Source organism: Pedobacter chinensis, from assembly GCF_003339865.1.
Lineage (GTDB): Bacteria > Bacteroidota > Bacteroidia > Sphingobacteriales > Sphingobacteriaceae > Pedobacter > Pedobacter chinensis.
In genome coordinates, this window is record NZ_QPKV01000010.1 from 15,318 (window position 1) to 35,532 (window position 20,215).

At 36.7% G+C, this 20,215-nt stretch carries 16 protein-coding genes, 1 pseudogene and 1 riboswitch; of the genes and pseudogenes, 6 read left to right on the top strand and 11 right to left on the bottom strand.

The genetic code is table 11. The features are described from left to right. Window position 1: 1 nt before the first annotated feature. Together DU508_RS19630 and DU508_RS19635 are read right to left on the bottom strand one after the other, a co-directional pair. Window positions 2-1,147: a TlpA disulfide reductase family protein gene (locus DU508_RS19630; RefSeq protein ID WP_115404475.1), complete on the bottom strand. Its 1,146-nt coding sequence runs from the start codon at window positions 1,145-1,147 to the stop codon at window positions 2-4. Window positions 1,148-1,568: 421 nt separating this feature from the next. Then, window positions 1,569-2,750, bottom strand: coding sequence for a formimidoylglutamase (locus tag DU508_RS19635; RefSeq protein WP_115404476.1), 1,182 nt, complete (start codon window positions 2,748-2,750; stop codon window positions 1,569-1,571). A 71-nt stretch (window positions 2,751-2,821) separates the two neighbouring features. On the opposite strand from DU508_RS19635, the gene DU508_RS19640 reads away from it, so the two are divergent. Together DU508_RS19640 and DU508_RS19645 are read left to right on the top strand one after the other, a co-directional pair. Further along, window positions 2,822-3,784, top strand: a complete 963-nt coding sequence (locus DU508_RS19640) for an NAD-dependent epimerase/dehydratase family protein (protein ID WP_115404477.1) — start codon at window positions 2,822-2,824, stop codon at window positions 3,782-3,784. Next, window positions 3,784-5,085: an HAD-IB family phosphatase gene (locus DU508_RS19645; RefSeq protein WP_115404478.1), complete on the top strand. Its 1,302-nt coding sequence runs from the start codon at window positions 3,784-3,786 to the stop codon at window positions 5,083-5,085. Before DU508_RS19640 ends, DU508_RS19645 begins: the two co-directional genes overlap by 1 nt. A 291-nt stretch (window positions 5,086-5,376) precedes the next feature. Here DU508_RS19645 and DU508_RS19650 read toward each other — a convergent pair whose 3' ends face one another. Beyond that, window positions 5,377-6,666 carry a voltage-gated chloride channel family protein gene (locus DU508_RS19650; protein ID WP_115404479.1) on the bottom strand — a complete coding sequence of 430 codons (1,290 nt, stop codon included), beginning with the start codon at window positions 6,664-6,666 and terminating at the stop codon, window positions 5,377-5,379. 17 nt (window positions 6,667-6,683) lie between these two features. Continuing rightward, window positions 6,684-6,746, bottom strand: a riboswitch (Fluoride riboswitch). A gap of 64 nt (window positions 6,747-6,810) precedes the next feature. Here DU508_RS19650 and DU508_RS19655 point away from each other — a divergent pair. Both DU508_RS19655 and DU508_RS19660 read left to right on the top strand, forming a co-directional pair. Then, window positions 6,811-7,776 (top strand): tryptophan 2,3-dioxygenase family protein, encoded by a 966-nt coding sequence (locus tag DU508_RS19655; protein ID WP_115404480.1) that lies wholly within the window; start codon window positions 6,811-6,813, stop codon window positions 7,774-7,776. A gap of 144 nt (window positions 7,777-7,920) precedes the next feature. Further along, window positions 7,921-8,985, top strand: coding sequence for a branched-chain amino acid aminotransferase (locus DU508_RS19660; RefSeq protein ID WP_115404481.1), 1,065 nt, complete (start codon window positions 7,921-7,923; stop codon window positions 8,983-8,985). A gap of 93 nt (window positions 8,986-9,078) precedes the next feature. Here the strand turns inward: DU508_RS19660 and DU508_RS19665 are convergent, their stop codons facing one another. From DU508_RS19665 to DU508_RS19695, 7 genes and pseudogenes are all read right to left on the bottom strand, one after another. Then, the gene (locus DU508_RS19665; RefSeq protein ID WP_115404482.1) at window positions 9,079-9,543 is read right to left on the bottom strand and encodes a DUF4920 domain-containing protein; all 465 of its coding nucleotides are present in this window, start codon (window positions 9,541-9,543) and stop codon (window positions 9,079-9,081) included. Between the two features lie 333 nt (window positions 9,544-9,876). Then, a pseudogene (locus DU508_RS19670) lies at window positions 9,877-10,443 on the bottom strand (magnesium chelatase domain-containing protein); the annotation flags it as partial. A 19-nt stretch (window positions 10,444-10,462) separates the two neighbouring features. Beyond that, entirely contained in the window at window positions 10,463-11,806 is a 1,344-nt protein-coding gene (locus DU508_RS19675) for a carboxypeptidase-like regulatory domain-containing protein (RefSeq protein WP_115404483.1), read from the bottom strand. 40 nt (window positions 11,807-11,846) lie between these two features. After that, window positions 11,847-13,223 (bottom strand): DNA repair protein RadA, encoded by a 1,377-nt coding sequence (gene radA / locus DU508_RS19680; RefSeq protein ID WP_115404484.1) that lies wholly within the window; start codon window positions 13,221-13,223, stop codon window positions 11,847-11,849. Window positions 13,224-13,503: 280 nt separating this feature from the next. Next, on the bottom strand, window positions 13,504-15,054 hold the full coding sequence (locus tag DU508_RS19685; protein ID WP_115404485.1) for an Rne/Rng family ribonuclease: 1,551 nt from the start codon (window positions 15,052-15,054) through the stop codon (window positions 13,504-13,506). Between the two features lie 281 nt (window positions 15,055-15,335). Beyond that, a complete protein-coding gene (locus DU508_RS19690; RefSeq protein ID WP_115404486.1) occupies window positions 15,336-16,214 on the bottom strand; it encodes a tetratricopeptide repeat protein in 879 nt (292 codons plus the stop codon). 10 nt (window positions 16,215-16,224) lie between these two features. After that, window positions 16,225-16,527, bottom strand: a complete 303-nt coding sequence (locus DU508_RS19695; RefSeq protein WP_010601128.1) for an HU family DNA-binding protein — start codon at window positions 16,525-16,527, stop codon at window positions 16,225-16,227. Window positions 16,528-16,695: 168 nt separating this feature from the next. Between DU508_RS19695 and mutY the strand changes: the two genes are divergently transcribed. Next, window positions 16,696-17,754: an A/G-specific adenine glycosylase gene (gene mutY, locus DU508_RS19700; RefSeq protein WP_115404487.1), complete on the top strand. Its 1,059-nt coding sequence runs from the start codon at window positions 16,696-16,698 to the stop codon at window positions 17,752-17,754. A gap of 56 nt (window positions 17,755-17,810) precedes the next feature. Then, the gene (locus DU508_RS19705; protein ID WP_115404488.1) at window positions 17,811-18,248 is read left to right on the top strand and encodes a single-stranded DNA-binding protein; all 438 of its coding nucleotides are present in this window, start codon (window positions 17,811-17,813) and stop codon (window positions 18,246-18,248) included. A gap of 59 nt (window positions 18,249-18,307) precedes the next feature. On the opposite strand, the gene glmS is transcribed toward DU508_RS19705, so the two are convergent. Continuing rightward, window positions 18,308-20,146, bottom strand: coding sequence for a glutamine--fructose-6-phosphate transaminase (isomerizing) (gene glmS / locus DU508_RS19710; RefSeq protein ID WP_115404489.1), 1,839 nt, complete (start codon window positions 20,144-20,146; stop codon window positions 18,308-18,310). Between the last annotated feature and the right edge of the window lie 69 nt (window positions 20,147-20,215).

Here is a 20,215-nt window from a genome sequence, read left to right on the forward strand (position 1 = left end):
CTTATTTCGATTTATTTCCCAATAACTCCTGAAGTTTTGCCTGCAATGCTTCTTCCCTTAATCCTTTGGCAATAATTTTTCCATTTGGGTCAATTAAAAAGTTTGCAGGAATTGAGCGGATACCATACATTTTTGCAACTTCATTATCCCAGAATTTTAAATCGGAAACGTGTGTCCAGGTTAAATTATCATCGGCAATAGCTTTAGTCCAGGCATCTTTTTTACCCGGCTGATCTAAAGAAACGCCTAAAACAGTAAAACCTTTATCTTTAAACTTGTTGTAAGCTGCAACCACATTAGGATTTTCCTGGCGGCAAGGTCCACACCACGATGCCCAGAAATCTACCAATACATATTTTCCTTTGAAATCAGAAAGTTTAACAGGTTTTCCATCTGGATCATTTTGAGTAAAATCCATTGCCGTTACACCAATTGCTGTTTTTCTACCTGCATCAAATAGTTGAGTAAGTTGCTTACCTGACGAAGTTGCCTTTAATTCCGGAGTTAGCGCGACAAATGCTTTCTCTGCAGCAGCAGCCTGATCAGGATCGCCAGCTAATTGTCCTACTGCATTTAAACTGATATAAGATTTCGGATTGTTTGTAGCAAACTGTAGTAAAAGAGGCGCTAATCCCTCAGCAGCTTTTTCATAACGTGCCCTTAAAGCGCCCATTGTTTCCTTATCTTGTTTTTGCTCAGCAGTATAACCTGCATATTCAGCATTAATTGCTGCAAGCTGATCGTTTACAGGTTTAGTTAAAGCCTTTAATTTTTTTGCATCATCATTAATAACCGAACCTGTTATTGCTGCGTGTTTTAATGAATCTGCAGCAGTTAAATTTATTGCCCCGGGTTCTAAATAAAGTGATAATCCATCAAGTTTCTCTCCTTCTGCTGGGCGGTTAACGTATGGATTCTTGTTCAGGAATATACTGCCTTGAGCTGGATCTGTCAGCGATCCTTTAAAAGCAAATGCACCGTTGGTTACGGTTGCAGAATCTGTAATATTTTGGCCATTGCCCTTGTAAACAAGGTAAACTTTGTCTCCTGTTTTTAAACCTTTTATATTGCCATTAAGGGTAAATGACTTTTGAGCCAATGCTGCAAGAGGTAAAAGCGCAATTGCAGATAATAATATTTTTTTCATCCTGGATTTTTATCGTTTCTCAAATATAAATATATGTAGGTGTAAAACGTAATTAGCTGTGTAAAATTATGCTAATTTAAATAGGTTAGCGTTAGTAACTTATATCTCCTATCAATTTCCAGCTCAACACCTTGTACTTACTACGTTTCTGATTTTCCAAACCTCCGTAAACCAAAGTCTTTTTTGTGGCTGTTAGTTTTTCCTGATTGTCGGGGACCCGTAACTACTATAATTGGAAATTTGCTTTTTTGAAGTTCGATATATTTTGAAATATTTCTTTTTAATCTCTTGTTGCATAGTAACTTAATTTAGTGTGAATATACTTAAATTTTGAAATTACACAGCATAAACTTTGAAATTGCACGATATTTATTTTGAAATTGTACAACTTAAGTTTTGAAATTGTACAGGTTAATTTAACTTAACTTAGCTTTTGAAAGGTTCTCCACCAAAGATCAGGCATTTCGCCATTAACAGCAGTTTGGTAGTCTTCATAACGACATGGAACTAAATGATAACGCTCATTTTTCGATTGACCAGATGGATAAGGAACCTGCATCCACCAACGATCTGATTTTTTACTTTTCACAAAAACCATTTCACCTGAACCATCTTTCAAACTGGTTCTGTAAATCATGAACTGTGATTTTGGAGTAAGGGGGAAATCCTTTTTACGGGCATAAAAGCCGTCGATAAAATACCAAACCATTTGTGCCAGTAAAAAAGCAGTTTGGCCATTGTTATCGTATGCCGGGTTAAATTCGTAAAAACCTATTGAGGTTAATTTGTCATTCATTCCTGCGTAACGTGAAATTCTGCAGGCTTCTTCTCCATCAAAGCCGTTTGGGGTAGTATTGGCATTTGCAGCAGCATCTGCCGAACGAATAGCGCCCAAATCGAAGCTAATCATGTTAGCATTACGAATGATCGGCTCGGTTAAAGTAATATCTTGCGCAAACTCACCTAAACGATGGACATCAAAATAGAGTTTATCCATCACACTTAAACTTTCCTGATTAACGAAATAAGTTTGATAACCAATATTGCTGTAATTAAACAGATAGTTGGGTTGATGAAGGAAAATTTTGTTCAGGTAACAGTCCGATCTGGTTTCTATTCCTTCATTATCATCATCGCCAATATCGAACTGATTATCAATAATCACGAGATCAACCTTCTGCTCTAAATCCTCATAGCCCAGGTATTGGGCGTAAGTTAAATCTTGTCCACCACCAATAATAACCGGAATAATATCTTTTTTGATCAATTCGGAAACAACCATTTTAATTGCGATGTAAGTATCGGCCATGGTTGCGCCATGTTTTATATTTCCTAAATCAACAATTCTGCTGGTAAAAGCACCTTCATTTAATTTGTAAAATTTCTCTCTGAAATAATCGGGAGCTAAAGCACAACCCTCATTATTTATTGCACCTCTTCCATCAAGCACCCCAAAAATGGCCAAATCGTAAGTGTTTTCTTCAAAATCAGGAAACGACTCGGTGTAAATGTGCGCTTTTAAACCCAGCTGGCTTGTGAAAAATCCTTGCTTTGGTGTAAAACGATCGGGGTTTATAGGGGAAAAGAAATCCGTTAATGACATATATTTAAAACTCTCGGCTCAAATATCTATTTTTGAATGCGTATTTCCACATATAGCTCGAAAAAAATAAAATGATACTGGTAACCGGCGGCACGGGATTTTTAGGGTCTGAATTAATCAAACAGTTAACCGATAAAGGTTTAGTTGTTCGGGCGTTGAAACGGGAAAAATCCAAAATCCCATTTTTAATTCAGGATAATCCATTAATTGAATGGTTTGAAGCCGATATTAATGAGCCATCAACTTTAGAAGAAGCATTTGCGGGCATTACAAAAGTTTATCATTGTGCAGCTTTCGTTTCCTTTAACCCGAAGGATAAAAAACAGCTTTTTCATGTGAATATTGATGGAACTTCAAATATGGTAAACCTGTGCCTCGAAAATAACTGCAGGCTTTTGCATGTTAGCTCTGTTGCTGCTTTGGGAAATGCAAAGAAAGGAAACAAAATCAATGAGAAAGATTTTTGGGAATACGATGCTAAGGCACATTCATACGGCTTATCCAAATATGAAGGAGAGATGGAAGTGTGGCGTGGAATTACCGAAGGGCTGGATGCTGTGATTGTAAACCCATCAGTAATTATTGGTAAAAACGCTGGCTTTGAAGGCAGTGGTGCTATTTTCAAATTGATTAAAGACGGCTTTTCTTTTTATACAAACGGTGCATCGGGTTTTGTTGATGTGAAAGATGTTGCCAAAGCCATGATTCTGTTAATGGATGCAGAAGTATCTGCCGAACGATACATCATTTCATCTGATGATTACCACTATAAAGATTTGTTTGGCAAAATAGCTGAAGGATTTCAGATTAAAGCGCCAACTAATGAAGCAAAACCGTGGATGCTTGGTATTGTGTGGAGAGTGCTGAAATTTGCATCCTGGTTTACCGGAAAACAGCCGTCAATAACTAAAGATGCAGCAAAAAGCAGCTTAATTTTAAGTTATTACGATAATAATAAAGTAGTGAATGCAACTGGAATTAAATTTAAGCCCGTTGCTGATAGCATAAAAGAAATTACCCAACATTTAAAATAATGCCCAAGCAAAAAGCCTATTACATTATCGATTTTGATAGCACCTTTACTCAGGTAGAGGCACTTGATGAACTAGCCAGAATCTCTTTAAAGAACCATCCTGACAAAGAGGCCATTTTTCAAAAAATTGAAGATTATACCAATTTTGCTATGGAAGGAAAGCTCTCTTTTTCAGAAAGCCTGGCCCAGCGTGTAAGACTTTTAGAAGCAAATGAAGATCATTTAAAACAATTAATTAAACATTTAAAGAAAAAAGTTTCGACTTCTTTTTCAAGAAATGCTGAATTTTTTAAAAAACATGCTGATGATGTATTAATTGTTTCTGGCGGATTTAAGGAATTTATCACACCCGTTGTTAGCCAATATCACATTAAAAAAGAAAATATTTATGCCAACACTTTTGTAACCACCGGCGATGGAAAAATTATTGATTATGATCATGCCAATCCATTAAGTGAAGAAGGAGGCAAAGTAAAATTGCTTCAGCATTTGAAACTGGAAGGCCAATTATTTGGCATTGGTGACGGATATTCTGATTTCCAGCTGCGTGAAAGTGGGTTGATAAACAAATTTTTTGCCTTCACTGAGAATATTGCCCGCGAAAGTATTGTTGCAAAAGCTGATCATATTACACCTAGTTTTGATGAGTTTTTGTATGTGAATGATCTTCCCCGTGCAATCTCTTATCCCAAAAACAGAATCCTTTGCCTTGTAATTGGTAATGTAGATCCATTGACCATTTCAATATTGAAAAATGATGGATTATCAATCAGACATAAAACTTCATTTGAAGAAAAATATGTTAAGGATGTGGGAATTATCGTTTTAGCTAACGGAGAAAAGTTGGATAGCAATCAGTTAAAAAATGCTGTTAAGCTGAAAACGATTGGCTATTTAGGTAGTGCCAGGAATAAATTCGATTTTGATTTGTGTACCAGGCAAGGTATTGTTGTTTTCGATGATCCGAAAAACAATCCCCGAAACATTGATTTTATTCCTAAGCGGGTTGCAGATTTTATGAATACCGGTGCGACATATTTAAGTAGTAATTTCCCAAATTTACAATTGCCTAAAATTGATAAATCGCATCGATTGATTCATATCCATAAAAATGTGCCAGGGATTATGGCAAAAATCAATACTGTTTTTGCTAAACATGATATTAATATTGTGGGCCAGTTTTTAATGACTAATTCTGAAATTGGTTATGCCATTACGGATATCAATGCCGAATATGATAAACAGTTGTTCAAATCACTTAAAAAAATTGAGCATACGATAAAATTTAGGGTATTGTACTAAAATGGTTCTGTTATGCTGAGTGATATTACTTGCATAAAGCAATATAATGACGTTCAGATTCTTCAGCTGTTTCCCTCAGATGCCGCTTGATTACGCAGATAAATAAAGTCTGCGTAATTTTTTTAAATCTGCTGGATATTCTTTCTTTAAAGCTTAAACTAAAATTTTTCATAAAAACAAGCCAATGGTCGTATAACGAAGAACCTCTGTATGCCTTGCGCAAACTTCTGTAAGCATGGATTGTTCAATGCATTATAAACGCAGATTCTTCACAGCATTCAGCATGAGAACTTACTTTAAAAACTGATGTCTTTTTAATAACAAATGTTTCGGGCTGCCAATGGCTTGTGAACGATAAATTCCCGTGTGTCCGGAAAATAAATAGGCAGTAACACAAGCCAATGCGATGTAAATTCCAGATTGAGTTCCGAATAACTCTACTCCCATAAAAATACAGGCTAGTGGCGTGTTCGCGGCACCAGAAAAAACGGCTACAAAGCCCATTCCAGCCAGCAATGCAGTTGGGAGTGGGAAGAAAATGCTTAAAAAACTCCCTAATGTAGCTCCAATAAAAAAGAGCGGTGTTACTTCGCCACCTTTAAAACCTGCACTCAGTGTTAATGCAGTCAAAAAAAGCTTGATTGCAAAGGTATAATAAGGTTCTTGTTGAGCAAAAGATTCAGAAATAACGGGAATCCCCAAACCAATATATCTGGTTGTTCCTGAGAAATAAATAATCACGACTAAAATCAGCCCACCAATTACAGGCCTTAATGGTGGATATTTAATTTTGCCAAAAATCCTCGTAAGTTCATGGTTTAGTGCAGAAAAGAATCTGGCAATTAATCCAAAAACAATCCCGCTGGCTAGTGAGAGCAAAAGATTTACAGCATCCATTTGAGGAACAAACGCAATGGAATAATGTGTATGCTCAACTCCCCAGGTTTTACAAATATGATCTGCAACAATTGCTGTAATAAACGATGGAAGAATAGCGCTGTAAACCAAGGTGCCCACAATAAAAACTTCGAGTCCGAAAACTGCTCCTGCCAGTGGTGTTCCAAATACCGATGAAAAACCTGCACTAATGCCACAAATCAGGATGATTTTCCTATCTCTAGGTTTTAGCTTAAATATTTTAGTAAACTGATCTGCAAATGCGCCTCCAATTTGTACGGCCGTTCCTTCTCTGCCTGCAGAACCTCCGAATAAATGTGTAATGATGGTTCCTGCAAAAATTAATGGCGCCATAATCAACGGAATAACTTTTTTGGGTGACTGAAGCTCTTCGATTAATAAATTATTTCCTTTAACTACATCTTTACCCCAATAATGGTATGCTAAACCGATTATTAAACCAGCACCAGGTAATAACGAAATCATCCAAAGATTTTGCTCTCTAAAGTTGGTGGCCCAATTTAAAGTCACTAAAAACAATGCTGATGCAGAGCCAACCACGGCGCCGATTAGTATCGCGATTAATAGCCACTTGAGCGTGCTTAATAAAATTAAGCCGAAATCTAATTTAATCAGGCGAGTGAAGGGCAGAAGAAATTCTTCTGCTATTTTTTTAACAGGCATTTGAATTCAATTTTAATAAAATTGTAGGAGTCATCAGCCTGTTTGGGCGGTTTTGGCGATACCCCATCGCCATTGTTTCAAATGTATAAATTTTAGTTATTTGTTCCAAAATGTTTAACACCTTTGTACAGCTAACTTTAAACAATGGATTTTACACCAGAAATAAAAGATAAACTTCATCAACTACAAGAAAAATATGCCGCAATGGGGCAGGATATGGCTTCCTATCTTGATGGGTTGTTGTATGCCGATTTCTTAACCTATTGGGATTATATTCATTTGGATACTTTGCTGAGTTTACAAAGTCCTAAAACGCCATTTCCTGATGAGGAGATTTTCATCATGTACCATCAGATTACGGAGCTTTATTTTAAGCTTACCCTGCATGAGTGCAAACAAATTGCTGAACATGAAAATTTAACGGTTGATTTTTTTACTGCCCGTATAAAAAGAATTAATGCTTATTTTAATGCTTTAACCACATCTTTTGAGGTTATGGTAGATGGAATGGAAAAAGAACAGTTTTTAAAGTTCCGTATGTCATTGCTGCCAGCGAGCGGATTTCAATCCGGTCAATATAGAATGATTGAGATTTGTGCGACAGATTTTATTCGTTTAGTGGATAAAAGCAAGCGTGAGGAATTGAGTACAGCAACCATTGAAGAACAGTTCGAATATATTTACTGGAAATTTGGAGCAACTGAACTGGCTTCTGGAAAACAAACCTTAACCTTAAAGCAGTTTATCAAAAAATATGCTGCTCAATTTTTGCAACTGGCAAAAGATAGATCATTAACCAATTTTTCAGCACTTTATCATCAATTGCAGGCAAATGGAGCAGACGTATCAGTATTGGCGGAAGAATTACGAAAGTTAGACCTGTACGTTAATGTAGAGTGGCCTTTATCGCACTATAAATCAGCCGTTCGTTACCTGGAAAAAGATCCGGTTGATGTTGCTGCAACCGGAGGAACAAACTGGCAGAAATACTTGCCTCCACGTTTTCAAAAAAGAATTTTTTATCCATTCCTCTGGACTGATGAACAGATGGAAGAGTGGGGCAAAGGTTGGGTGCTTAGTGTACTCAAAACACTTAAAAGCAAAGATTAATATCAGAAAAAGCTATTAAAAAAGCACGTTTTTTCTTAATTTGCGAAAAATAATTAATGATAGAATAAGTGGATTATGGAATAAGGGAATGCGGCATTGCACTTTCATCCTTCTAATTAATCACTCATTCAAAATTCCTATACAATGACCGAGACATTAGATATAAAAATCGCTAAAGCTGATGAAACACGTTTATCAGTTACCGATTTTTCAGAATTACCTTTCGGTAAGGTTTTTACCGATCACATGTTTACCGCCGATTATGAAGATGGTGAGTGGAAAAACTTGCAAATTTTGCCTTATGGGCCAATTCCTATGAGTCCGGCAATTTCTGCACTTCACTATGGCCAGGCAATTTTCGAAGGTTTAAAAGCTTATCGTCAACCTGATGGAAAAATTAGTGTATTCCGTGCTGATAAAAACTTTGAACGTTTTAATAAATCGGCAGCCAGAATGTCTATGCCAACTATTCCAGAAGAGATATTCATGCAAGGTTTAGCCGCCCTAATTAATATTGATGAAAAGTGGGTTCCAAACCAGGAAGATTATGCATTGTATATTCGTCCGGTAATGTTCGCAACCGATCCTTACTTAGGCGTTAAAGCCTCTGATACTTATAAATTTGCTTTATTAACCACGCCAACCGGACCTTACTATAGTAAAGCTTTGAAGGTTAAAATAGAAACAGAATTTACCCGCGCCGATGAGGGTGGTGTAGGTTTTGCCAAAACCGCTGGTAATTATGCACGTTCATTATATCCTTTTGAACAAGCCAAAATTGAGGGTTATGACCAATTGATCTGGACAGATTCTGTAACTCACGAGTTTATTGAAGAGGCTGGGACTGCAAATTTACTTTTTGTAATTAACGGAAAATTGGTTACTCCATCTGTTCGTAGTACGGTATTGGATGGCGTAACCCGTGATACGATTATTAAACTCGCTAACGAGGCAGGAATTGAAGTGGAAGAGCGTAGGGTTTCAGTTAAAGAAGTGATAGAAGGCATTGAAAATGGCAGCTTAACTGAGGCTTTTGCGGCAGGTACTGCAGCCACTGTAACTCATGTTGGCGAAATTGGCTATAAGGGGGAAACTTATCAGTTAACTGATCCATCAACCAGAAATATTTCGAATGGCATTGCCAAAAAATTAAATGACATCCGTTATGGTTTAGCGCCAGATGAATTTGGATGGAACTGGGTTTTATAATTATAAAACCGATATAAAAAATAAACCCCGATGCACTCCATATCTGCATCGGGGTTTATTTTTACTTTTAGCTTTAGTCTTTAAACTTTTAGCTTATTTATCAAGAATCACAACACCTTTAGCTTCGAAAGCCAGTTCCTTTTTAGGATCAGTGATTTTTGCTAATTCTTCAGGAGTTTTTTTTGCATCCTCAGCATAGTGGCGTAATGTTTCTACAGAAATCGTTTGTTTTTTTGCGATTCCATCCAAAACAACTTTTTTACCTACAATATCCATTGGCATAAAGAAAGCATAGTCTTTAAAGGTTACACGCATTGGATCGCCATTTGGCATTTCCAAAGTCATCCAACATCCTTTTTTCTTGCAAACATCAACAACTTTGCCTTCAATTTTCATGTCGACAGTTTTTTGGTCGCCCATTGCAGCTTCCATTTTAGCCGCAGGTTTAACATTGCCAGGTGTAATCTCCTCGCCAAATTTTTGGCCTGTATAAGTGGTTTGTGCAAATGCAAAAGCTGTTATGATGCAGAAGCTGATACTTAAAATGATTTTTTTCATCACTGTTGCTTAATTATTTATTCTGTTATTGATCTGACTCCAAAGTTATTTAAAATTTTTCTAAATAGTAAGATAAAAAAAATCCTCGCTAGCCTGGCTAACGAGGAAAATCATCCCTATTGTAAAAATCACATCCCATGACGTACAACTATATTTGCTTAGGCAAAGGTTAAACCAAAATATCAAAATTGTTTTGATAAGAGCTTATATTGTTGATTAATAGGTATTTATGGTTTTTTGAGTATTTTATCAAAAGAATCATAACTGAGGAAACTGGGTAAACATGGTAACTAACCGTAGAATTGTGTAGAACAATTTCCACAAGTAAATGATCTAACCGAAAATTAATCCAAAAACCTCTTCAATCTTACTTACTGCTTTAATTTCCAGATTATATTTGGATTGATCAATTCCTTTTAGGTTGTATTTTGAAATGTAGATTGCTTCGAAACCTAATTTATCTGCTTCTGCAATCCTTTGTTCAATTCTATTCACTGCTCTAATCTCACCTGACAAGCCGACTTCAGCAGCGAAACAGTTTTTTGAAGAAATTGGTAAATCTTGTTGTGAAGAGATTATTGCTATTAAAACGGCCAGATCAATTGCCGGATCTTCAACCCTGATACCTCCGGCGATGTTTAAAAAAACATCTTGAGTGCTCAGCCTAAAACCACAACGCTTTTCGAGCACCGCTAGCAGCATGTTCAAACGTTTGGTATCAAAACCTGTTGCCGATCGTTGTGGGGTGCCATAAGCGGCTGAACTAACTAAAGCCTGTGTTTCGATGAGCATTGGTCTGGCGCCCTCCAGCATTGCCGATATAGCGATGCCGCTTAATTCCTCATCACGTTGTGATAATAAAATTTCTGATGGGTTTGAAACCTCTCTCAATCCGCTGCCTGCGATTCAAAACCTCTTTTTAATCGGTATGAGGCAAATAATCGATAGGCAATAGGTCGCCAAGGCGCAGATTAGCCCAGTGCCGCTCTAATTTTAAATTCATAGGATTAACTATTGCCCCATTCCAGTCAAAGAAAACATTGCCATCCAAAATGGAAATCAAACTGGCCATCTTATCCATGTCGGGTGGGGGGACAAAAGATTCCTCGATATTGGAATTACCTGATTTATAAGTTTTTGTTAGCTTTTTTGGGATATATTTAATATAAGTAACATACAACGAGTTTTTAAATTGGCATGTATCGCATCTGAAGTTTGTTCTACCTTTTAAACCTGGAACTTTTATATATCCCCACTTATTAATATAGTTAATATCGTTGTTTATTTGAAGTGCATACAAGCCGTTCTGATCAGTTAACCGCACGATTTGTTTTGCTCTCAATTTTGTAGTATCTATTACTTCAATATATCGAGGTTGCTGAAACATATTAGTCCAGAAAAAAAGTGAATCTTTGTCTGTTTGACTATATTTACCACTATACATACGAATTTTTTTTCTGATCAGAGTATCTGGCAGGCGATACTTATTTGGTAATCGTGTGTCTGTAGTTACTAAAAAACCAAGTTCTTCTTCCCTGTTAATATTGTTTCCGAGTACAGAGCGGAGAAAGTGTTGCAATGAACCAGTATATGCCTCAAGGCGTTTTTCATTCCAGTCCCGGCGTTGCTGATCATCCCCCTCCATCGTTTCAAATAAGATGTATCCTACATACGATATAAGTTCCGTTTTTTCATTCCGTTCAAAGTTTTCAACCAAATATTTTAAGCGGTATCCAAGGGCATTATTATCGATTACCATAAAATCCGATGTGTAGGCTGTGAGTTTGTTTTCTCTTTGATCGAAGTTAAGCTGGATTACTTTCGGGTTAACAATGCGGCATTGTTTGCCAAATTTTGAAGTGCCTAATATCTCTCGCTTAAACATATCCATGTATTTACTGTCTAGTTTTTTAGTATTCGTAATTTTGACTTCACTTAAAGAAATAGTCTTTTCTTCTATCGCAATCGCGGGTAATTTTGTATCAGACTGCACTGATATTGAAACTTTATAGGTTTTAAAACTTATCATTGAAACAATAAGCTCATAATGACCAGGACGCACATTGTGAATTGTGAAATTACCATGCCCATCTGTTTTTGTTCCATAACTTGTTTTATTTACAAATACTGTCACACTTTCTAAAGGTTTATTATCTATAAGGTTTAATATTTTGCCAGTTATTGTAAACTGAGCAAAGGTTAGATTTGAAACCAATAAAAAGAATAAGATTAAAAAGGTGCTATTTACAGTTTTCGATACCATCGTTCTATTTATATATAGTTTTAAAGTTTTCACGGAAACATTAACCAAAGATCATCTCAAAAACCTCTTCAATCTTACTTACTGCTTTAATTTCCAGATTATATTTGGATTGATCAATTCCTTTTAGGTTGTATTTTGAAATGTAGATTGCTTCGAAACCTAATTTATCTGCTTCTGCAATCCTTTGTTCAATTCTATTCACTGCTCTAATCTCACCTGACAAGCCGACTTCAGCAGCGAAACAGTTTTTTGAAGAAATTGGTATATCTTGTTGTGAAGAGATTATTGCTATTAAAACGGCCAGATCAATTGCCGGATCTTCAACCCTGATACCTCCGGCGATGTTTAAAAAAACATCTTGAGTGCTCAGCCTAAAACCGCAACGCTTTTCGAGCACCGCTAGCAGCATGTTCAAACGTTTGGTATCAAAACCTGTTGCCGATCGTTGTGGGGTGCCATAAGCGGCTGAACTAACTAAAGCCTGCGTTTCGATGAGCATTGGTCTGGCGCCCTCCAGCATTGCCGATATAGCGATGCCACTTAATTCCTCATCACGTTGTGATAATAAAATTTCTGATGGGTTTGAAACCTCTCTCAATCCGCTGCCCTGCATTTCATAAATACCTAACTCTGATGCGGCACCAAAACGATTTTTAATTGATCTTAAAATGCGGTAAATATGATGTCTGTCTCCTTCAAACTGAAGAACAGTGTCTACCATGTGCTCCAATATTTTTGGCCCTGCAATGGCGCCGTCTTTAGTAATGTGTCCGATTAAGAAAACCGGTACTCCGGTTTCCTTGGCGAATCTCAGAAGCTCAGCTGTACATTCTCTAACTTGTGATACACTTCCCGGAGTGGAATCTATATGAGCCGAGTGTAAGGTTTGGATAGAATCAACAACCAAAATCTCAGGCTCTAAAATTTCTATCTGCTTGAAGATGTTTTGCGTTGATGTTTCCGTTAAGATGTAGCAATCTGATGATGGACTTTCTTTAATCCTTTCCGCACGCATTTTTATCTGCTGTTCACTTTCCTCACCAGAAATGTAAAGTAGTTTTTTGCCTTTTATATTCAAAGCAAGCTGCAGCATTAAGGTCGATTTACCAATGCCCGGTTCACCTCCTATAAGCACCAGCGAGCCTTCAACCAAACCACCGCCCAGCACCCGGTCCAATTCTTTATCACCAGTTAAAATTCTTCTTTCTACTGATGATTGTATTTCATCAACCTTACTCGGTTTGCTTAATTTTCTTGAGCTGGTTTCTGTTTTCCATGTTGGAACTGATGGAGGAATTTTTTCTATGATTTCTTCAACAAAGGTGTTCCATTGGTTACATGATGGGCATTTACCTAACCATTTTGCCGATTCATAGCCGCAGCTTTGACAGAAATATGCAGTTTTTGATTTTGCCAATTAATTGAAATTTTAGATTACGAATTTAACCTTTCATGTTTGAAAGTATTTTTATTTTTTTACACATCTTAGTTTAATTATCAAGAAGCAGATTGCCATAATCGTTCTTTTAACGCCACAAATGCGAAATATGCCATCAGGATGACGGAAATTGATTTAAGATTGTAATCTGTTGCGAAACCGTATTAGCCTAGAATAATAACTGAACTTTGTTTTCAGATCATTTAAAAAACAGAAAGCCTGGGTTTTTAAATCCAGGCTTTCTGTTAATACATTTGAGTTATAATTTTATCTCTTCATCTTTTGAAGAAATGAAGTGAAACTCGGTTAAATGATATGATGATTGTGCCTTAACTTTAATCCATTGACCGTATTTAAAAAACCAACGGCGTTGAAGGTTGAAAATTCCTTTGGTAATGTAAGCTTCAATGTAAGGGTGAACGCAAAGTGTTACCCCTTTTTCATTTTGCTCACGTAAAATATAATTTAGGTTGTTTTCAATATCATCCATTAAAACGATGCTCGCTTTAATTTCTCCGGTCCCATCGCAGGCCGGACATTTTTCTACCGTAACAATATTCATTTCCGGACGAACACGTTGTCTGGTAATTTGTACCAAACCAAATTTGCTCGGTGGCAAAATGGTATGCTTTGCTCTATCCAATAACATCAGCTCACGCAAATAATCGAATAGCATTTTACGGTTTACCGGTTTGTGCATATCGATAAAATCGATAACCACAATTCCGCCCATATCGCGCAAGCGCAATTGACGGGCAATTTCTTTCGCCGCCTCTTTGTTTACCTGTAAAGCATTTTCCTCCTGGTTTTCTTTACTGGCAGTACGGTTTCCACTGTTCACGTCAATTACGTGAAGTGCTTCGGTATGCTCTACAACTAAGTAAGCGCCACCTGGTAAGTTTACTGTTTTTCCGAAAGCATTTTTAATTTGCTTTTCTATCCCAAAGTGATCGAAGATGGGTTCTTTTTGCTTATAAAGCTTAACGATTTTTTCCATTTCCGGAGAAATATCGTGCACATAAGAACGGATATCATCGTACAATTCAGGTGTACTCACGTAAACGTTTGTAAAATCAGGATTCAGAATATCACGAATTAACGTAGATGATCTGTCCATTTCTCCCCAAACCCTTTTCGATGGTTCGGTGGAAGGCACTTTCTTAATGAAATTTTCCCATTTTGCAATTAGATCCAATAAATCCTTTTGCATTTCGGCAACTCCTCTGCCTTCAGAAACAGTTCTGATAATTACCCCAAAATTTTGAGGTTTAATACTTTCAATAATCTTTTTTAAGCGATTACGTTCTGTATTACTTTTTATTTTTTTTGATATGGATATGGTATTGGAGAATGGCACCAGTACCACATACCTGCCGGCAATCGAAATGTCGGAACTTAAACGTGGTCCCTTTGTAGAAATTGGTTCTTTTGCAATTTGTACAGGCAGGAGCATGTTTTTTGTCAGCACATCAGAAATTTTGCCTGCCTTATTAATATCGGCTTCGAGCTTTAAATTATCTAATAATGTGCCTGTAACCGAGCCATTACGCTTGATCTTAGTTAGCTTAATTAAAGATTGCACCTGAGGGCCCAAATCAAAATAATGCAAAAATGCATCTTTTTCATAACCAACATCTACGAAAGCAGCATTCAGGCCGGGCATAATTTTTTTAATGCGACCCAAATAAATATCGCCTACGGCGTAGTTATTATTGATTTGTTCTTTGTGAAGCTCAACAAGTTGTTTGTCTTCAATCAATGCTATGGTAACTCCGGCAGGAGTCGAATTGATAATTAATTCTTTTACCAACAGCTACAGATTTAAGGCTTTCGCCTATTAACAAATGGATAGTAAATAGGAAAACAATGATATTGCCACATGTTTATACAATAAAAATCATATAAATACTTTAAACCTCACAGTATTCACTATGAGGTTTAAAGGGGCTTTATCAAAATAAGAAACTATTTTTTCTTATGTCTGTTTTTTCTTAAACGTTTTTTACGTTTGTGCGTAGCCATTTTATGTCTTTTTCTTTTTTTACCGCTCGGCATAGTTTTAAGTTTTAAATGTTTTTATTAATCTGTTAATTAATTTTTATTCTTTAGTTCGGCCACTTTCTTATCAATGAAAGAAGATAAGGTTGGGTTAGCCGCTAATTTTTTGCTTGTTAAATAAGCATCAACTGCTTCTTTGTTTCTGCCTAAATTTTCTAAAGCTGTTCCTAAATAAAAATAGGCTTCAGGAGTTGGAGCAGTAGCAATTACTGTGTTGAAACGAGGAATTGCTTTGTCAAACTGGCCTGACTTTATCGAGAATATCCCTAAATTCATATTTGCTTTTACATTCTTAGGATCTTTAGCAACAACTTCCAGCAACATTGCAATACCTTGCATTGGTGCGCCCAAGCCATTCACTATTGTTACACCTAAGCCAGTTTTAGCTTCAATGTTTGCAGAGTCTTTCTCTAATGCATTTTTGTAAGATGTATTAGCTTTCTGCAATAATGCAGGTTGAGCTAAGCTATCTTGCGTACTCTCAAACGCTTTCATAAATCGATTGCCTGCAGCCAACCACGATTTTGACGATGGTTCGCCTTGTGCAACAACTTCTAAATAAAGTGCTGATGGAGTAATTTGCTCCACATCATCCCATTTCTGAGCCAATTGTTTCGCTAATTCAATTTTTTCTGTACCTGAAGCTGTTTTGTAACCATTTTCTAAAGCTGTAATATCTGTAGCTAAATTTTTGTTAATTACATTTTTTGCAGCCGTTGATGAAGTTTCAATACTCAGTACAGCAGAAGATGATGAGGATTCTGCTCCGGCCATTTGGCCACTTGCAGGCATCTTGCCATTTTCTTCTGTTGGTTTAACTAAACCCTTAATGTCTCTTGTAAACAGAAAAGCAACAAGCAGTAAAACCGCCCCAATAATAATGATTTGTTTTGACCTGGTGTTGCTGTTCATGAAATAAGACTTAGGCTTCTACGCTAATTTTTTTTGAGTTGCTTTTAACTTTGTCAACAAAAACTTTTGCTGGTTTAAAACTAGGTACGAAGTGTTCTGGGATAATTATTGCAGTGTTTTTAGAGATGTTTCTTGCAGTTTTCTGTGCTCTCTTTTTAACAACAAAGCTTCCGAAGCCTCTTACGTATACATTTTCACCGCCAATCATACTCGTTTTGATAACTTTGAAAAATGCCTCAACTGTTTCCTGTACATCAACCTTCTCAATTCCGGTTTTTGTTGATATTTCTGAAATAATATCTGCCTTAGTCATATTTACTTATTTATATATATTGTGTTTTAATATTATAACTGTTTTGGGGTTGCAAAAGTATTGCTTTTTAATGAGATAGGGAAATAAAAGATGATTTTTTTATCAGTTAAGTTATCACTCTATTGCAAGTTTTTTTTAAAACCAATAAATACACCGTAATTTGCACTAATGACATTTCAAAATGAACTGATTAATTGGTATCAAATAAACAAAAGAGACTTGCCGTGGCGACACACCAAAGATGCTTATATCATCTGGTTATCAGAGATTATTCTTCAACAAACCAGGGTTGAACAAGGGCTTCCTTATTTTAATAAATTTCTGGAAAATTTCCCTACTGTTACCGACTTTGCTTCGGCAAGCGAAACCCAGGTTTTGAAACTTTGGCAGGGTTTGGGATATTATTCGAGGGGTAGAAACATGCATGCAACTGCTCAAATTGTTGTTAATCATTACGATGGAATATTCCCGAATCTGCATGATGATCTTCTTAAGTTAAAAGGAATCGGCGAATACACTGCTGCCGCTATTTCGTCATTTTCATCTGGCGAAGCACGAGCAGTGGTTGATGGAAATGTATTCAGGGTTTTGGCCAGATATTTTGGTATAAATACTCCGATCAATTCTCCAGCGGGTAAAAAGGAATTTTTTGCGCTTGCAAATGAATTGCTTTATGTAGAAGATCCGGCACTGTACAATCAGGCCATTATGGAATTTGGAGCAATACAATGTAAACCTAAATCTCCCAATTGTATTATCTGTCCGTTAAATCAAAGTTGTTTCGCATTTAACAATGCTCTGGTTAATGAGCTGCCGGTAAAAATACGGAAGGCAGAACAAAAACACCGGTTTCTGAATTATTTCGTTTGCTTAAATGGAGATGATATTTTAGTCAGACAACGCCAGGCAGGAGATATATGGCAGCATTTATATGATTTCCCAAGCATAGAAACTGAAGCGGAAGTTGATTGGAACAGTTTAGCTTTTGTATCAAATGTGAAAACTGCTTTTGGAGAAAAAGCAAATTTTACACATTTACTTAGTAAAAAACATATATTAACACACCAAATTATCCATTTACGTTTTTTTGTATTAAAAAATTATATATTTAACTTTAGTAAACAAAAGGAACTAAATTGGGTTTCTTTAGGTAAGTTAGATGAGTTACCGCAGCCAAAAGTTATTCATGATTTCATAACTGAATGCCTTTTAAATAATATGGAGTAACTAACCATCTTAGTGGAAAATCATTTACAAAACGAAAAAACTAACCAAAAATATTTATGTCGGGCATTAACAAAGTTATTTTAGTAGGCCATTTAGGCAAAGACCCTGAGGTACGTCATTTAGATGGTGGCGTAACAGTAGCAAGTTTTCCTCTTGCCACTTCAGAAACCTATAATAAGGATGGAAAAAGAGTAGAACAAACGGAATGGCACAACATTGTATTGTGGCGGGGGCTGGCTGAGGTCGCTTCCAAATATCTCCAAAAGGGAAAGCTTGTTTACATAGAGGGCAAACTAAGAACAAGATCATTTGAAGACAAAGAGAAAGTGAAAAAGTATGTGACGGAGATTGTTGCAGAGAACTTCACTATGCTGGGCAGAAAAAGTGATTTCGAGCAAAGTCCCGTTTCATCAGTTCCTCAAAATACAGAATCTAAAATTCAAGATGAATTTACAATTGGTCCATCAGATGAGAATGGTGATTTGCCTTTTTAACGGATGATACTCCATAAAAAAAACTACCTTTTGGTAGTTTTTTTTATGGAGCTATTTTTTTATTCAACCGTAACAGATTTGGCTAAGTTTCTTGGCTGATCTACATTACAGCCTCTCATAACCGCAATATGGTATGATAATAACTGGAGTGGAATAGTTGCTAAAAGAGGCAAAAACGCTTCGTTGGCATCAGGAATTTCGATGCAGTAATCTGCCATTTTCTTAACTTCGGTATCACCCTGGGTTACAATTGCAATGACCTTTCCTTTTCTTGCTTTAACCTCCTGAATATTGCTAATTACTTTTTCGTAAGATGAGTTTTGCGTAGCAATAAAAACAACCGGCATTTCTTCGTCAATTAAAGCGATTGGACCGTGTTTCATTTCTGCGGCAGGATAACCTTCGGCATGGATATAAGAGATCTCTTTAAGCTTCAGTGCGCCTTCCAGGGCTACAGGAAATCCACTTCCTCTACCTAAGAATAAGCAGTTGGTAGAATCCTTGATTTTATCGGCTACTTCCTTAATGATATTGTTTGATTCTAAAGTTTGCTGAATTTTCTCTGGAATATTGTCAAGCTCCGTTAATAACTCAATCAATTTCGAAGTGGTAATGGTACCTTTTTGCTGCGCCATATAAAACGCCATCAAAGTTAACACTGTTACCTGTGCTGTAAATGCCTTAGTGGATGCAACACCAATTTCAGGACCAGCGTGCGTATAAACACCAGCATGAGACAGACGGGGGATGGAAGCCCCTGCTACGTTACAGATGCCGAAAATAGTAGCTCCACGTTCTTTTGCCATTTCAATCGCAGCCATGGTGTCTGCTGTTTCGCCTGACTGAGATATGGCAATAACCACATCTTTTTCTGTAATAATCGGATTACGGTATCTGAATTCAGAGGCATACTCTACTTCTACAGGGATTCGGGCATATTCTTCTATTAAATACTCGCCAACTAAACCGGCATGCCATGATGTTCCACATGCTACGATAATGATTCTGTCGATATTTTTTAGTTTCTCTGCAAACTCCTTTATTCCACCCAGTTGTACCTTTCCTTCTTCAGGATAAATACGACCACGCATACAATCTTTGATCGATCGGGGTTGTTCATATATTTCCTTAAGCATGAAATGATCAAAACCGCCTTTTTCCAACATTTCAAGTTTAAGTTCAAGCTCCTGAATTAGTGGAGTTTGCACAACATTATCCAATTGTTTAACCAATAGATCGTTTTTAGTGATCAAAGCAATTTCATTATCCTTAAGATAAATCACGTTTTTGGTGTATTCAATAATTGGAGTAGCATCAGAAGCGATGAAATATTCGCCCTTTCCAACACCAATCACCATCGGACTTCCTTTTCTTGCAGCGATTAAACGATCTGGATTCTCTCTGTCCATGATCACAATGGCATAAGCCCCGCTTACTTCTTGTAACGCTAAACGAACAGCTTCTAACAAATCAATTTGCTCGATCTTTTGAATCTCTTCAATTAAATGAATAAGAACCTCTGTATCTGTGTCGCTATTAAATTCGTGGCCACGGCCAATTAATTCTTCTTTTAATGTGGCATAATTTTCAATTATTCCGTTGTGAATGATTGATAGTTTCTGATCTTGAGAGGTGTGTGGATGCGAATTGCGATCTGATGGAACGCCATGTGTTGCCCATCTGGTGTGACCCATACCAATTGTGCCTGAACGATCCTGGTTCTCAGCGAATTCTTCCAACACGGCTACCTTGCCTGCTTTTTTATAAATATGTTGACCGCTATCATTCATTAATGCTATACCAGCACTATCATAACCACGATATTCCAGTCTTTTTAAACCTTTTAATACAATTGGCCAGGCTTCTCTGTAGCCTATGTACCCTACTATTCCACACATATATTTAGAGATATAATTAAATCGAACGAATATACTAAACAAACGTTTGTTTTAAATCATTATCAAATA

Bases quoted from the DNA above. Each gene is read 5' to 3' on its own strand.
- DU508_RS19630 (WP_115404475.1), bottom strand. From the start codon at position 1,147: ATGAAAAAAATATTATTATCTGCAATTGCGCTTTTACCTCTTGCAGCA.
- DU508_RS19635 (WP_115404476.1), bottom strand. From the start codon at position 2,750: ATGTCATTAACGGATTTCTTTTCCCCTATAAACCCCGATCGTTTTACA.
- DU508_RS19640 (WP_115404477.1), top strand. From the start codon at position 2,822: ATGATACTGGTAACCGGCGGCACGGGATTTTTAGGGTCTGAATTAATC.
- DU508_RS19645 (WP_115404478.1), top strand. From the start codon at position 3,784: ATGCCCAAGCAAAAAGCCTATTACATTATCGATTTTGATAGCACCTTT.
- DU508_RS19650 (WP_115404479.1), bottom strand. From the start codon at position 6,666: ATGCCTGTTAAAAAAATAGCAGAAGAATTTCTTCTGCCCTTCACTCGC.
- DU508_RS19655 (WP_115404480.1), top strand. From the start codon at position 6,811: ATGGATTTTACACCAGAAATAAAAGATAAACTTCATCAACTACAAGAA.
- DU508_RS19660 (WP_115404481.1), top strand. From the start codon at position 7,921: ATGACCGAGACATTAGATATAAAAATCGCTAAAGCTGATGAAACACGT.
- DU508_RS19665 (WP_115404482.1), bottom strand. From the start codon at position 9,543: ATGAAAAAAATCATTTTAAGTATCAGCTTCTGCATCATAACAGCTTTT.
- DU508_RS19675 (WP_115404483.1), bottom strand. From the start codon at position 11,806: ATGGTATCGAAAACTGTAAATAGCACCTTTTTAATCTTATTCTTTTTA.
- DU508_RS19690 (WP_115404486.1), bottom strand. From the start codon at position 16,214: ATGAACAGCAACACCAGGTCAAAACAAATCATTATTATTGGGGCGGTT.
- DU508_RS19695 (WP_010601128.1), bottom strand. From the start codon at position 16,527: ATGACTAAGGCAGATATTATTTCAGAAATATCAACAAAAACCGGAATT.
- mutY (WP_115404487.1), top strand. From the start codon at position 16,696: ATGACATTTCAAAATGAACTGATTAATTGGTATCAAATAAACAAAAGA.
- DU508_RS19705 (WP_115404488.1), top strand. From the start codon at position 17,811: ATGTCGGGCATTAACAAAGTTATTTTAGTAGGCCATTTAGGCAAAGAC.
- glmS (WP_115404489.1), bottom strand. From the start codon at position 20,146: ATGTGTGGAATAGTAGGGTACATAGGCTACAGAGAAGCCTGGCCAATT.